12 protein-coding genes are annotated in these 12922 nt (G+C 69.7%); all 12 read right to left on the bottom strand.

Annotated features, from left to right (window positions below; all coding sequences use genetic code 11):
- Nucleotides 1-62: 62 nt before the first annotated feature.
- From QHF84_RS40805 to QHF84_RS40750, 12 genes are read right to left on the bottom strand one after another with little or no spacing between them, the layout of a single operon-like run.
- Nucleotides 63-962, bottom strand: a complete 900-nt coding sequence (locus QHF84_RS40805) for a sialate O-acetylesterase (RefSeq protein WP_281318991.1) — start codon at nt 960-962, stop codon at nt 63-65.
- A gap of 8 nt (nt 963-970) precedes the next feature.
- Nucleotides 971-2011: an acyltransferase gene (locus QHF84_RS40800; RefSeq protein ID WP_281318990.1), complete on the bottom strand. Its 1041-nt coding sequence runs from the start codon at nt 2009-2011 to the stop codon at nt 971-973.
- Nucleotides 2008-2787, bottom strand: coding sequence for a DUF268 domain-containing protein (locus QHF84_RS40795; protein ID WP_281318989.1), 780 nt, complete (start codon nt 2785-2787; stop codon nt 2008-2010). The genes QHF84_RS40800 and QHF84_RS40795 overlap by 4 nt, the downstream gene beginning before the upstream one ends.
- Nucleotides 2784-3731, bottom strand: coding sequence for a hypothetical protein (locus QHF84_RS40790; protein WP_281318988.1), 948 nt, complete (start codon nt 3729-3731; stop codon nt 2784-2786). Before QHF84_RS40790 ends, QHF84_RS40795 begins: the two co-directional genes overlap by 4 nt.
- Nucleotides 3728-5185 (bottom strand): hypothetical protein, encoded by a 1458-nt coding sequence (locus QHF84_RS40785; protein ID WP_281318987.1) that lies wholly within the window; start codon nt 5183-5185, stop codon nt 3728-3730. Before QHF84_RS40785 ends, QHF84_RS40790 begins: the two co-directional genes overlap by 4 nt.
- 12 nt (nt 5186-5197) lie before the next feature.
- Nucleotides 5198-6010: a class I SAM-dependent methyltransferase gene (locus QHF84_RS40780; protein ID WP_281318986.1), complete on the bottom strand. Its 813-nt coding sequence runs from the start codon at nt 6008-6010 to the stop codon at nt 5198-5200.
- Nucleotides 6007-7014 (bottom strand): glycosyltransferase, encoded by a 1008-nt coding sequence (locus QHF84_RS40775; RefSeq protein WP_281318985.1) that lies wholly within the window; start codon nt 7012-7014, stop codon nt 6007-6009. The genes QHF84_RS40780 and QHF84_RS40775 overlap by 4 nt, the downstream gene beginning before the upstream one ends.
- Complete coding sequence (locus QHF84_RS40770; protein ID WP_281318984.1) at nt 6995-7981, bottom strand: NAD-dependent epimerase/dehydratase family protein; 987 nt, start codon at nt 7979-7981, stop codon at nt 6995-6997. The genes QHF84_RS40775 and QHF84_RS40770 overlap by 20 nt, the downstream gene beginning before the upstream one ends.
- 31 nt (nt 7982-8012) lie before the next feature.
- Nucleotides 8013-9596 carry a lipopolysaccharide biosynthesis protein gene (locus tag QHF84_RS40765; RefSeq protein ID WP_281318983.1) on the bottom strand — a complete coding sequence of 528 codons (1584 nt, stop codon included), beginning with the start codon at nt 9594-9596 and terminating at the stop codon, nt 8013-8015.
- The gene (locus QHF84_RS40760; RefSeq protein WP_281318982.1) at nt 9593-10759 is read right to left on the bottom strand and encodes a glycosyltransferase family 4 protein; all 1167 of its coding nucleotides are present in this window, start codon (nt 10757-10759) and stop codon (nt 9593-9595) included. Before QHF84_RS40760 ends, QHF84_RS40765 begins: the two co-directional genes overlap by 4 nt.
- The gene (locus tag QHF84_RS40755) at nt 10756-11928 is read right to left on the bottom strand and encodes a glycosyltransferase family 4 protein (protein WP_281318981.1); all 1173 of its coding nucleotides are present in this window, start codon (nt 11926-11928) and stop codon (nt 10756-10758) included. The genes QHF84_RS40760 and QHF84_RS40755 overlap by 4 nt, the downstream gene beginning before the upstream one ends.
- Before the next feature lie 8 nt (nt 11929-11936).
- Nucleotides 11937-12908, bottom strand: coding sequence for a UDP-glucuronic acid decarboxylase family protein (locus tag QHF84_RS40750; protein ID WP_281318980.1), 972 nt, complete (start codon nt 12906-12908; stop codon nt 11937-11939).
- Nucleotides 12909-12922: the final 14 nt, after the last annotated feature.

The raw sequence follows: 12922 nt of genomic DNA, 5'->3' as shown, positions 1-12922 counted from the left end.
TTGGCGCTCCAGCCAACGTCCCGTCCCCCACATGCGATTTCTGGGACCGAGCCCCTGTCCCGCTACCGCTGCAAGAGCCCATCCATCGCCTCGGCAAACCGCTTCCCGATCGCCTCATACCCTTCCATCCCGAAATGCACGGCATCCCCGAGCGGCAGGTCGTCCGTGTGGATACGCGTGACGCCGGGAATCGTGACGGCGCGTTGTTGCTCCTTGACGCGCTCCCATGCGGGGAATCGGCCGTCCTTGGGCTGCGGGCCGAGCTCGGCGAAGACGACGGGGAGATCGGGGGCGCCGAGGTCGCGGCGGAGGTCGCGCACGAACGATTCGAATGCAGCAGCCCAGTTCGTAGGGTCGGGGTGGGCGTCCGCAGCCGTGAGGGCGGGATCCATCGCGTCCGTTTCCCCCTGAAAGAAGAGGACGCCAGCCATCGTACCCGCGGTGGACGCTGCGCGGGCGCGCTTCAGGCACGAGCCGTACAGCGTGTGGTCGCCGAGGTGGCGGCGCCATTCCGCGAGGGATGAGCCACCTTTCGCGCACGGAATCAGGCCGATCGGGCGGTCTTTGCGTTTGTCGCGGAGCGCGGCCGCGAACGCCGCGGCGGGGCCGGCGCCCGCGCCGGGGTCGGCGGAGACGTCGTCAATCTGGCCCTCGGCGAAATCGACGGGCTCGCGGCCCTCGTGCCAGCGGCCGTCATTGCCGAAGACGTAGACGCCGGGAATGGCCGATGGGAGGGGGTTTGGCAGGGGCGCACGGCCCGACATGTTGGATTGGCCGGCGAGGACGAAGAGCGAGAGCGCGCCGAGGTGCTCGGGCGGGAGGGCGACGCGCGCGGGGATCGTGGCTTCGGGGCGTGGAGACGGGGCGGGTTTGTCCGCACGGCGCATCACGAGCGCGCCGGCGAGCGCACCGGCGGCGAAGGTGAAGGCGAGGAGCGCGGCGGCGCGAAGGTTCGAGCGCATGGCGCGCGTCAGGCGGCCGGGAGGGGCGCCGCGGGTTTCGGGCGGAGCGATTTCGCGAGGCGCCGCGCGAGTTTTTGCGAGGGATCCTCGCAGACGCGGAAAAAGAGGTACGCGACGCCGAGCGAGAGGGCCATGAGCAGCGACCAGTCGACGAGGTAGCCGAGCTTCCAGTGATAGTATTTCTTGAAGACCTCCCACGCGGCGAGGTGGACGAGGTAGAGCGAATAACTGAAGAGGCCGAGGCGCTCGGAGAAGCGGGGCACGCGTACGGTCGCGAGGTGCGGGATCTCCACGAGGAGCCACGCGTACACGAGGAGCGAGAAGGCGTTCAGCGTCCAGGGATAACCGATCGGAGAATGAAACCGGAGCGCGAGGGCCACCGCGCTCGCGAGCCAGACGGCGAGGCGCCATGCCCAGATGCGGGGGTTCGTCCGGGCCGGGCGTTCGTGGATCCGTTCGGCGAGCAAGCAACCGAGCAGCCAGCAGGGCAAGCCGATGATCCATTGAAGCGCCCAGCCGTACGCCGGATAAGGGAGCGCGCGGGGATCGACGAGCACGATGACCGCGGTCGCGAGGGCAAACGAGGCGGCAATGAGCGGGCGCCAGCCGAAACGGTCACGAAGCGCGAGGAGGATCGGATACAGCGTGTAATAAATGAGCTCGCACTGGAGGCTCCACAGGATCGACTCGGAGAGGCCGACGTAGGGAATGCCGACCGCGGTGGAGAGGGCGATCGAGGCGAGGAGGGGAATGCCGATCCGGACGTAGCGGCGGGCGAAATACTCGGGCCAGTACGGGCGCCGCGTGAGCGTGGGCCAGTGGATGCAGAGGCCCGAGATGACGAAAAAGACGATGACCGCGGCCGGGCCGTTCCACGCGACGCCATACGAGGCGGAGAGGAGAAAGGCCACGCGGTTCGTGCGTTCGAGGCCCGCGAGCAAGGGCGGCGGGCCGAGGTGGGAGAGGACGACCATCGCCGCCGCGATGAAGCGGAGCGTATCGAGGCCAGCAATACGGGCCGGTTCGGTCGTGCCTCGTCCCTCGCTCATCGGCCGAGCTCGAAGAGGCCACACGCGTGGCGCGCGGCCTCGAAATGGGCAGGGTCGGCATTCTCGACGAGGTCGCCGGCGTCATCCACGGCCGCGAACGAGATGAGCGAGAGGCCCGCGGAGTTGAACGTATCGAGGACGGTGCGCGGCGAGAAGATGCGATGCGCGTTGAAGACGAGGCGCTCTCGGCCCATGGGGACCGAGAAATAGAGGCGGCCGCCCGGAGCGAGGATACGCGCGAGCGAGCGCATCGCTTTTTGCCAGCCGTCCGGATCGATGGGATCACTATAACGGCCGAGGCCAAAATGCTCGACGGCGTGGAGGCTCGAGAGGGATTCGACGCTGCCGGAGGGGAACTGGTCGAGCGTGGTGGCGTCGCTCTGCACGAAGGTGAGGCCTTCGAGCTTGCTTTCGAGAGGGCGGATGTCGACGACCTCGACGGGCATGAAGGCGAGCAGGTGCGCGACGAAGCCGTCGATGCGCGAGCCGACGTCGACATGGCGCGCGGGGCGGCGGGCATGAATCTTCCGCGCGGCCCAGAGGTCCTGGTGGAAGTAATGGCCGCTCGCGAGGCCCGCGCTCTCCTGCCAGTCGGTGACGATCGGATAGAGCGAGGAGGGTTCGAGCGGGAAAGGGCCGCGGCCGCCGTGCGCCGAACGATAAGCGCGGGCGTCGCGGGCAAACCGCGGGAGGCCGCGGGTGATGTCGCGGAGCGCCGCGGGATCGAGGCCCACGAGGCGAGCGGCTTGCAGGAGGCGTGTTCGCAGGCCGCTCATGGTGTCCTCGTTTTCAAGGCGGCGAGGTTTTCCCGGAGGAGCGGGGGCCAGTCGGCGATGTTCTGGGGGACCGTGCCCTCGTAGAAGCGGCGATTGAGGGAGGCGGGGCGGATCGAGCGGAGGTGCTCGTGTTCCATGGGGTGGAGCAGGACAGGGGCGTCGGAGAGGAAAGCGGACCACATGCTGAAGGTGCTCCACGCGGAGGGAATGACGACGCGGCTCCGCGCGAGCAAGAGGAGGTCGACGATGGCCGGGCGCTCGGGGGCGCGCGTGGTCCGCGGGAGGGCGAGCAAGGGCGCGAGCTCGTGGTCGCTCGAATCGGAGAAGACCGTGACGGGGACGGGTTCGGAGGCGATCGCGCGAATGCCTTCGATCAGGCGGATGAAATGGGAGAGCGGCGTGGGGCCGAGGGAGCGGGAGAGGTCGTGGCCCGGCGCGAGAGGGCCAAAATCTCCGCCGCGGACGTGGACGCCGATGAACGGAGCCGCGGCCGCGTCGAGGGCCCGGCGGCGCGTGGGCGCGAGCATCGCGAGGAGGCTCCGGCGCAAGAAATCGCGGTGCTCGGCGAAGCTCATGAAGAAGTCGGGGAGAGTGTCGTAGACGTAGACCGTGCCGTTTTTGTCCGCGCCCTCGGGGAGGCGCGCCACGGGGGGCTCGCGGACGACGCGGCCGGCGAGCGCGAGCGTGGTCGCGTGCGCGAGGCGCGCCGGGGAGGGCGGGAGGAAATCGGCGACGTAAATGCGCTTCTGGCGCTCGCCGCGGAGCCACGGGCCGACGCGCACGGCCCCGAAGCCCGTGGTGACGAGGGGCAATCCGTTGAGCTCGGCGAACGCCGCGGCGCGGGCCCAGACGAGGAGCATGTTGCCGAGGCCGGTGCGCGGCAATCGGGCGTGACAAACCGGCGGCAATGCGTGGGCGAGGCGGGTGAGGGCGGCGGGGATCATGAGAGGGCTCGCGCCCCGGGAGGGGCCTCCGCGCCTTTTCGCGCGGTGCGGTCGAGGAGGAGGATCGAGGGGACGAGGATGAGGGCGCGGAACACGATGTTGACGAGGGTGCCGCCCGCCTCGGACATGTCGATCATGTTGAAGACGAGGGCGATATAGAGGACGAGCCGGATCGGATCCTGCTCGGGGAACGGCGTCGTGAGCCGCCAGAGGACACCAAAAAGCGCGCCGAGCGCGCCCATGCCGAAGACGACCCCCGGGAAGCCGAAGTTCCAGTAAAGCTCGCCGGAGGCGGTCTGGGCGATGGAGGTCGTGGCCTCGTCCTCGGAGCGGGCGGCGCCGATGTAATAGTAGAACCAGGCGCCGCGGGAGACGGCGGGTTTGTCGGGCCAGAAGAGGCGGGGGACGAAGGCGTACGCGAGGTAATCGAGGGTGTCGCCATAGCGGTAGCCGTGCCGCTCGACCTCGCCGTACAGGAAGGAGGCGGGGATGGGCTCGAAGGAGCGCTCGAAGAAGGCGGTGGCCTGATCGGTGATGCTGTCGCCGTCCCCGTAATCGCCTTGCGTGTAGGTGCGGACGATGCGGTCGCTCTGGTTTTCCCCGGCGACCTCGGACGCCTGTCGCGCAGCGGAGACGACGGGCGCGATGACGCCGAGGTAAAACACGCTGAGCGCGATGCCGAGGACCGGGAGCCAGCGGCGCAAGGGGCGCTGGCGCGCGAAGAGCAGGGCCGCCGGGAGGAAGCTGAACATGAGGAACGCCTTCGACCCGGCGCGCAGGTTGACGGCGAACTCGGCGGCCGTGCCAATGGTGAAGAGAATCCAGAACGAGGCGCGCCTGTGGTTTCCGCCCTGGTGGATCGCATACCCGGTGAGCGCCGCGAGCGAACCCCATTGCACGATGCCGCGCAAGGCGCCGAGGCTTCCGAGGATGGGGCCGGCGAAACGCATGGCGATGCCGAGCGCCCAGAGGAGCAAGAAGCCCGAGCCCACGGGCGGCGAACGATCGCCGGGCTCCGGGATGGGGCGCATGAACTGCAGCCCCGCGTGGAGCCCGAACGAGCCGACGAGGTACATGAGATACCCCGCGGCGAGCTCGTCCGGGTAGATGTGCTGGACGCTGAAGCGGATCGGAATGCCGTCCGCGAGCTTGTTCGCGTGGTGGATGGCCGCGAAGCCGAGGGACACCGTGTTCCAGCCGAAATAAAACGAGATCGGGCTGAGGCCGAGCGGCGCGCGTCGGACCTCGAGGAGAATGATCCACGGAAAGACGACGATGACGGCGGCGCCGGTGACGTAGAGCGTGGTCGAGGGCTCGTTGGAGAGCCAGAGCGTGACGAAGCCGATGAACAGGAGCAGCGCATGGGGGACGAGCGGGCCGTACCGACGGTCGAGGAGGCCTCCCGCGCGGGCTCCCGCGGCGGGCGTGAAGGGCCTGGCAAGCGTCGCGTCCATGCGGAATGCGGTTCAGCCGACCTCGACGGCAGGGGTATGCGCCGGGCGGCGCTCCGCAGGCCGGTAATCGGGGAATCCTTCGGTCGTCGTGGGCGCCTTCGGGAGGGCGCCGCGGCCCGCGCGCTCGGGTTTGTCGAGGTCCTTCACGGCGAGGAGCTGGCCGCCGGGCGGGCCGTAGGTCTGCCAGAGCGCCATCGCGAGCTGGAGCGGGGCGCGCGGGCCCGGCTCGACCTTGCGGCCACAACGAAAGCCGAGCGAGCGGAGTTCGGCCGGCGTGAAGGCGGAGCGGTGCGTCTCGGCGAAGGTCCAGGCCTGGACGTCGGGATCGGGGGTGTCGAGGCGCAAGAAGGCGCGCTCGTCGTGGCCGGTGTGCGGGTCGAGCGATTCGCGCGGGACGGTGATGACGATACGTTTGCGGGCGATGCGCTCGAAGTCGCGGAGGGCGCGCAGGGCCGCGGGTTTGTCGAGGTGCTCGAGGACCTCGATGCAGAGGAGGGTGTCGACGTAATCGTCGGGGTAAGGGAGGGCATCGGCGCTGGCGAGGACGAGCTCGTCGTAGCTCCGGTGATGGGCGGTGCGGCGGAGGTTGTGGACCGTGAGGTCGCAGCCGCTGAGGAGCTCGGGCTCGTCGAGGCGCGGGTCGCGGCGGTCGTATTCGCGGACCTGGCGGAAGCCGAGCGGCGTGTCCTGCCAGCGGTGCCGGAGCATGAAGCCGTACACGCCGACGCCGCAGCCGACGTCGAGGATCCGCGTGCCCTCGATCTCGTCGAGGACACGCGGGATCATGCCGAGGGGGCTCTGGCCGACGAGGAGCGAGGTCTTCACGATCGTTTCTCCGAAAGAAGGGATTCGAGCGGGCCCACGAGGGGCAAGAGGGCGCGGGAGAGCGGGCCGGCGCTTTCGCGGAGCGGGCCGAGCGAGGCGCCGAGGCCGATGGGTTTTCCGTGACGGAGGCGCGAGGCGACCTCGTGGAGGACCTGTTTGTCCGCGCGCAGCGCGAGCGCGGCTTCTTTCGCGAGGCGCAAAGGGCCCTGGAAGTGGCGCGGGACGTACTTGCGGTGAATGGCGAAGGAGAAGGCGTGGATCGGCCAGGGATTGACGTCGACGTCGTGGCCGTCCTCGCGATTGCGCACGCGGACGAGAGGGCGGGCCGCATACGCGACGTCGCCGTGTTCGCAAAGGCGCATCCACATCTCGACGTCGGCGATGAAGCCATACGTCGGATCGTAGAGGCCATACCGCTCGTGGGCCTCGCGCCGGACGAGCGTCAGCGCGCAGACCGGGGAGCTGAAGCTCCGGAGCATGAAGTCGAGCCAAGCCCGGCCGCGCGTGAGCTCGGGCCAGGGGCCGACGTGCACCGCGCCGAGGGGCGCGTCGTCCTGGTCGACCATTTCGAGGCCCGTGTGCGCGAAGAGCGCGCGCGGGTGGCGGTCGAGCAGGCGCACGAGCTCGGCGAGGAAGTCGGGGTGGTAGAGGTCGTGGTCGTGGCAAACCGCGATGAGCTCGCCGGCGGCGTCCTCGATGCCGGCGTTGAGGTTCGCCGGCATGCGCAGGTTCTTCGGGTTGCGGTGGTATTTGACGCGCGGATCGCCGGCCGCGGCCTCGCGCACGGCCTCCTCGGTGCCGTCGCCGCCCGGGCCGTCGTCGCGGACGAGCAGCTCGAAATCGCCGAATGTCTGGGCGAGGATCGAGCGCAGCGTGGCGCCGAGCAGGCGCGCGCGCTTGTACGTCGGCATGACGACGGAGACACGCGGGGGCGCTTCTCCGTCGCGTGGCGGCGGCCGAGGGGAAAGCTTGGGAGGCAAAGGATCAGTCGAGGCGCCCCGCACGAATGTACTCCACGCTGTCGCGAATGACGGTGTCGAGGTCTGCGCGAGGACGCCAGCCGAGCTCGCCCATGGCCTTGTCGGCGTCCGGGTACTTGTCGTTCGCCTCCTCGAAGAGCGGGCCGAAGAGGGCCTTCGGGTCGACGTAATCGATGCGGCTCTCGGAGGCGGTGAGGCGCACGGTGCGCTCGGCGAGGTCGCGGATGCTGATCTTGTTCTGCGGGTTGCCGATGTTGTAGGCCTCGCCGCGGCGGCCGAGGCGCAAGGCCCGGACGATGCCCTCGGCGACGTCGACGACGTGCGTGAAGGCGCGGATCATGCTGCCGTCGCCGTAGACCGTGAGCGGCTCGCCCGCGAGGCATTGCTTGATGAAGCGCGGCAAGACGAACCCGCCCTTGCCCGACTGGCGCGGGCCCGCGATGTTGAAGGGGCGGATGATCACGGCGAAGAGGTCCGAGACCTTGCACGTGTTGACGAGCGCGATCTCGCACGCGAGCTTGGCCACGGCGTACTCGAGGCGGACCGAGACCTTGGGCGTGATGATCTTGTTGTCGTTCTCCGAGCAGTAGCCGTCGCGGCCGCCGCCGTAGATCTCGCTCGTGGAGACGTCGCAGAGGCGCGCGCCCGTGCGGTTCGCGATGTCGATCACGCGGTAGGTGTCGTCCGTGATGCTCTTCGTGATCTTGCCGGAATGAGCGAGGACGCCGACGGGGCCGACGACCGAGGCGAGGTGATAGATCTCGGCGAAAGGCGCGAAGGAGCCGCGCGTGTAGTAGTCCTCGACGGAGAGGATGTCGTACGTGAGGCGCGGGTCGTTCACGCGGCGCACGTAGGCCTCGTGGTCGAGGGGGCTCGTGCTGAGGTTGTCGACGACGTGGACGCGGGCGTCTTCGTCGGCGAGCAGGCGCTCGACGAGGTGGCTGCCCAGGAAGCCGAAGCCTCCCGTCACGAGGATGTGTTTGTCTTTCATGAGGCGCTTTCCTTCGTGTCGCAGGTACGGATCATGCGGCATCTCCCCGCGTGCCGCCGAGCTTTCGACGGATTTTCCCGGCGATCCCCCGGGCAGTCTCGCGCTCCTCGGGGGCGAGCGCGATCCAGAAGAGCGTGAGCGCGAGGGCCCCGAACACGGGCGGCACGACGACAGCCCGGACGAGGCCCTCGGGGAGGAAAAACCAAAATACGGCCGAGACCGCGGCCGGGACGAGCAAGCCGAGGCCCAGCGCGCCCAGGATTTCCCGGGCATACCCGCTGAACCGGTCGCCGAGCGCCTGGCACGCGGCGCGCGGGACGATCCAGGCCGCGAGGGCGAGATCCGCGAGGAGCGCGGCAGCCGCGACGCCCCGGATGCCGAAACGCGGGACGAGCAGGACGGACAGGACGAACACGAGCGCCGCGTTCGCCGTGAGCAGGACCGCGACGCGGCCCTGGCGGTTCGTCGCGAGGAGCGCGGTGGAGCCGACACCCCAGAACCCCCAGAGGATGGCCTGCGCGACGAGCATCCCGAGCGTGGGCAGATCGAGCGAGAGTTTTTTCAGCGTCCACGCGGAGTAAACGGGCTCGGCGAGGGGCAAGAAGCCGAGGAGCGCGAGTCCGATGACGAAGCCCGAGAGCTTGGCCGTGGTGCGATGCGCGCGGACGAGGCGCGAGGGATCACCGAGGGCGTCGAGCGCGGTGAGCTCGGGCCAGACGACGGTCGTGAACTGGATCGAGAGCATGCGGCCCATGTTCGCGATGTTCCTGTGGGTCGCGAAGCGAGAGACCTCCTCGCCGCCGATGACGGACTGCACGACGAGGAGGTTGCCCTGGTTGGCGAGGAACTCGCCGAGGCCCGCGAGCAAGAAGAGCGCGCCGGGCGCGAGCATGCGCAGGCCCGTCGCGCGATCGCCGCCGAGGGGCGTGAGGCGGAACCAGGGGTTTTGCCGGTGCAAGTCGCGCAGGACGTACACGTCGAGCGCGAGGGCCCAGACGACACGGGCGAGCGCGACGACGGGAAAACGCGCGCCGGCGAGCATGAGCGCGGCGGGCAAGGCCATCTCGACGGCGCGCTTGATGGCCGTGAGATACGCGGCGCGGACGAGCTGGCCGGTGGCGCGGTAGGTGCCGCGGACGGCGCCGAGCGGGACGCCGATGAGCAGCTCGATGCCGAGGAGCGCGAGCGTGAGGTAGGTCTCGAGGTGCGTCGCGGTGGTGATGCCGAGCCACGTTTCGAGCGGCAAGACCGCGGTGACGAGCGCGGCGACGATCCAGATGCCGATCGCGAGCGGGGTTTGCAGGCGGAGGGCGCTGTGGAGGTCGGCGAGGAAGAGGTCGTGATCGCCGCGCGCGTGATGCGCGCACATGCGGTTGACGACATGCGACTGGACGCCGAGGTCGGTCATCGTCAGGAACGCGACGAGGGCCGAGAGCGAGGTCCATTCGCCGTAGCGCGCGGGGCCCCAGGCGTGCATGCCGATGGGGACGACGACGAACTGGCCGACGTAACCGACGAGCGCGACGACGCTCATCGCCGCGACGCCACGAAGGACACGCTCGGCCATGCCGGGCGCGCCGAGGCGTTCGGTTTGCTCGGCCCCGGCGGCGCTCATGCGGTGCCTGCCGCGAAAGCTCGGGGGTGGAGCGCGGCGAGGGCGTCCCAGATGCGCGCGCCGAAATGGTCTTCGGTGAAGGAGGCGAGGACACGCGCGCGGGCGGCGTGGCCGAGGTGGGCGCGGAAGGCGGGGTCGCTGAAGAGCTCGACGAGGGCACGCGCGAGGCCCTCGTGGTCGCCGTAGCGCACGGAGAGGCCGGTCTCGCCGTCGACGATGACCTCGCGCGCGGCGTCGTCGAGCGAGCCGATGCACGGGACGCCCGCGGCCATGGCTTCGAGGTAGACGAGGCCAAAGCCCTCGCCACGGCTCGGCATGGCGAAGACGGTGGTGCGCTGGTAGAGGGCGCGGAGCTCGTCGTCGGGGATGCGGCCCCAGAAGCGGACGGCGCCGCTTTCGAGGAGGCCGAGGCGTTTGGCCTGCGCTTCGTAGGCAGGGCGCGCGGCGCCGTCGCCGACGATGTCGAGGCGCGCGCCGGGGCACTGGCGACGGACGTGGTTCCAGACGGCGAGGAGCTCGGCGTGGCCCTTGTAACGCTCCTCGGGGTGGATGCGGCCGACGATCAGGGCGGAGAGGCCGGTGTCTTCGGGTGCGTAGCTCGGCTCGTCCGAGCGTAGCCCCCGAGCGTCAACTGCGCGGTCATTGGAAAGCCCGAGCCAGCAAACCTTGCTCGGCGTGGACCGGTGTTCCGGGTTCCAGTCGTGGAAGCGGCCGAGCGTGAAGGCACTGTTGCTGATCAAAAGATTGGTGCCCCAAATACCGACGCGCTGGTGAGCGGGCAAGGGGCGCCAGCACTCGACGCCGTGGAGGAACTGCACGACGGGGACCCGTCGAGGGCGGAGGAGGCGCGCGACGGGGCCGAGGCCGATGTGGGTCGTGAAGACGAGGTCGGCGTCCGAGCGCTCGCGCGCGGCGGCCGCGAGCATGCCGAGGCGAGAGCCGCCGAAGGAGCGGAAGCGTTTCGGCGGGGTTTGTAGGCCGACCTCGCGGGCGACGTCGCGGGCATCGTGGGGCGCGTCGTGCAGGGCCCAGACGTCGTAATCGAGGGGGACGCGGCGTTCCCGGGCGATCCGTTCGAGCTGGCGGAGGAGCTGGCGGCTCACGGTGGGGATGCCGCCGTGGGGCGCGTCGACGAGGTCGGGGCAGAGGAACGCGAGCTTCATGAGCGCGACGAGGCGGCGCGAGCCGCGCGGACGAAGCCTTCGGCGGTCTGCGGGATGTCCCAGGCGGCGATGCGGCGCAGGGAGGCCTTGCCGCGAGAGACGCGGGCGTCGTGGTGCGCGAGGGCCTCGTCGAGGACACGCGTGAGCGCCGCGACGCTGCCCGCGGGGAAGACCCAGCCATTGTCGGGGCCGACGAGGTCGGGGACGGCGCCGACCTGATCGGAGGCGATGATGGGGAGGCCGAGGTTCATGGCCTCGTTCACGGCGAGGCCCCAGGGCTCGAAGCGCGAGGGCAAGGCGAAGACGTCGCCGAGGGCATACGCGGCCGGCATGCGCTTCTGGTTGACGAAGCCGACGAAATGGACGCGGGCGGAGAGCGATTTCGCGAGGGATTCGAGCTCGCCGCGCAGCGGGCCGTCGCCGACGAGGACGAGGTGGGCATTCGGGCGCGGGCGCGCGGCGAAGGCGCGGATCAGATCGGCGCAGCCCTTCACGGGGATGAGCTTGGCAGCGTAATTGACGACGAGGTCGTTCTCGGGAATGCCGAGCTCCTTGCGGAAGGCGCGGGCCTCTTCGCGGACGGTGTCGGCCTGGGACTGGAAGAACGAGTTGTCGACGCTGTAGGGCGCGAGGAAGACGCGCTCTTTCGGGACGCCGTAATGCTCGAAGTATTGCGCGGAGAGGGTGCCGATCGCGAGGGCGCCGCCGAGGCGGCGGAAGATCGGGGGCAAGGCGAGGCGCTTGGCGAGCGCGATGTGCGCGGGGCGCTCGGCGAGGAGGTTCGATTCGCCGCGGAGGAGGACGGGGATGCCCTTGCGGTGGGCCCGCACCATGACGTCGTGCTCGGTGGCGTGGGCGTAGCCGTGGACGATGATGACGTCGGGCCGGAACGTGGACATGCGCGCGAAGGCGCCGGGGTTGACGAGGCCGAAGAAATGGTCCGTGCCGGGGCGCTTCGAGACGTTCGGCACGAATTCGTGGTCGTACCCTTCGAGGAGGGGGACGTCCCAGCGGATGGTCTTGCCGAAGCCGGGGTCGCGGGTCTCCTTGACGCCGAAATCCCAGCAGAAAAAGAGCTTGATCGCGACGTCGTCGCGCGCGGCGAGGGCGCGGTAGAGCGGCGCCTGGTACTGGATCGGGTGCGTCGCGAGGATCGCGATCCGGACCATGGGTGGGCCTATCGTCCTTTCGCGCTGCGCTCGGCGAGCCGGGCCTGGAAATCGGCGACGGTGGCGCGGAGGCCGTCGCGGAGGCCGATACGCGGGGCAAAGTTGAGCAGCTCGCGGGCGCGGGTGATGTCGGGTTTGCGCTGGCGCGGGTCGTCGGCAGGCAAAGGCGCGTGGATGATGTCGAGGTCGGAGTTGAGGAGCCGGAGGACCTCTTCGGCGAGCTCACGAATGGTGAATTCCTCGGGGTTGCCGAGGTTCACGGGGCCCTCGATGGGCTCGGGGCGGGCGAGGGCGAGGATGCCCTCGACGAGGTCCTTCACGAAGCAGAAGGAGCGGGTTTGTTTGCCGTCGCCGAAGAGGGTGAGCGGTTTGCCGCGGAGCGCCTGGACGATGAAATTGGAGACGACGCGGCCGTCGTCGAAGGCCATGCGCGGGCCATAGGTGTTGAAGATACGCGCGATGCGGACGTCGACGCCCCAGGCGCGGCGGGCGTCGTTGAGGAGCGTCTCCGCGCAACGTTTTCCTTCGTCGTAGCAGGAGCGCTCGCCGATGGGATTGACGTTGCCCCAGTAGCTCTCGGGCTGGGGGTGGACGGTGGGGTCGCCGTAGACCTCGGAGGTGGAGGCGTGGACGATGGTGCAGCGGCGCCCGCGGGCCATTTCGACGAGGCGGAGGGCGCCCATGACGCTCGTGGTGAGCGTGGCGTAGGGGTCGCTCTGGTAATGGATGGGCGAGGCGGGGCAGGCGAAGTTGAAGACGAGCTCGGCGTAGACGTGAATGGGCTCGCGGACGTCGCCCATCTGGAAGTGGAAATGCGGGTCGCGGCCGGCGCGCTCGAGGTTGCCGAGGTCGCCGGTCATGAGGTTGTCGATGCCGACGACCTCGTAGCCCTCGTCGAGCAATCGATCGACGAGGTGCGAGCCGAGGAAACCCGCGGCGCCCGTGACGAGCGCGGTCTTGCGTGCTGCGCCGAGTCCCATGTCAGCAGAGTCCT

It is taken from the genome of Polyangium sp. y55x31, from assembly GCF_029946505.1.
In the GTDB taxonomy this organism is placed as follows: domain Bacteria; phylum Myxococcota_A; class Polyangia; order Polyangiales; family Polyangiaceae; genus Polyangium.
The sequence above is the reverse complement of the archived record's forward strand: the minus strand, read 5'-3'. Positions and strand labels throughout refer to the sequence as shown.

What these genes read in the sequence shown, in the direction of transcription:
- QHF84_RS40805 (WP_281318991.1), bottom strand. Translation starts at nt 962, where the DNA reads ATGCGCTCGAACCTTCGCGCCGCCGCGCTCCTCGCCTTCACCTTCGCC.
- QHF84_RS40800 (WP_281318990.1), bottom strand. Translation starts at nt 2,011, where the DNA reads ATGAGCGAGGGACGAGGCACGACCGAACCGGCCCGTATTGCTGGCCTC.
- QHF84_RS40795 (WP_281318989.1), bottom strand. Translation starts at nt 2,787, where the DNA reads ATGAGCGGCCTGCGAACACGCCTCCTGCAAGCCGCTCGCCTCGTGGGC.
- QHF84_RS40790 (WP_281318988.1), bottom strand. Translation starts at nt 3,731, where the DNA reads ATGATCCCCGCCGCCCTCACCCGCCTCGCCCACGCATTGCCGCCGGTT.
- QHF84_RS40785 (WP_281318987.1), bottom strand. Translation starts at nt 5,185, where the DNA reads ATGGACGCGACGCTTGCCAGGCCCTTCACGCCCGCCGCGGGAGCCCGC.
- QHF84_RS40770 (WP_281318984.1), bottom strand. Translation starts at nt 7,981, where the DNA reads ATGAAAGACAAACACATCCTCGTGACGGGAGGCTTCGGCTTCCTGGGC.
- QHF84_RS40765 (WP_281318983.1), bottom strand. Translation starts at nt 9,596, where the DNA reads ATGAGCGCCGCCGGGGCCGAGCAAACCGAACGCCTCGGCGCGCCCGGC.
- QHF84_RS40760 (WP_281318982.1), bottom strand. Translation starts at nt 10,759, where the DNA reads ATGAAGCTCGCGTTCCTCTGCCCCGACCTCGTCGACGCGCCCCACGGC.
- QHF84_RS40755 (WP_281318981.1), bottom strand. Translation starts at nt 11,928, where the DNA reads ATGGTCCGGATCGCGATCCTCGCGACGCACCCGATCCAGTACCAGGCG.
- QHF84_RS40750 (WP_281318980.1), bottom strand. Translation starts at nt 12,908, where the DNA reads ATGGGACTCGGCGCAGCACGCAAGACCGCGCTCGTCACGGGCGCCGCG.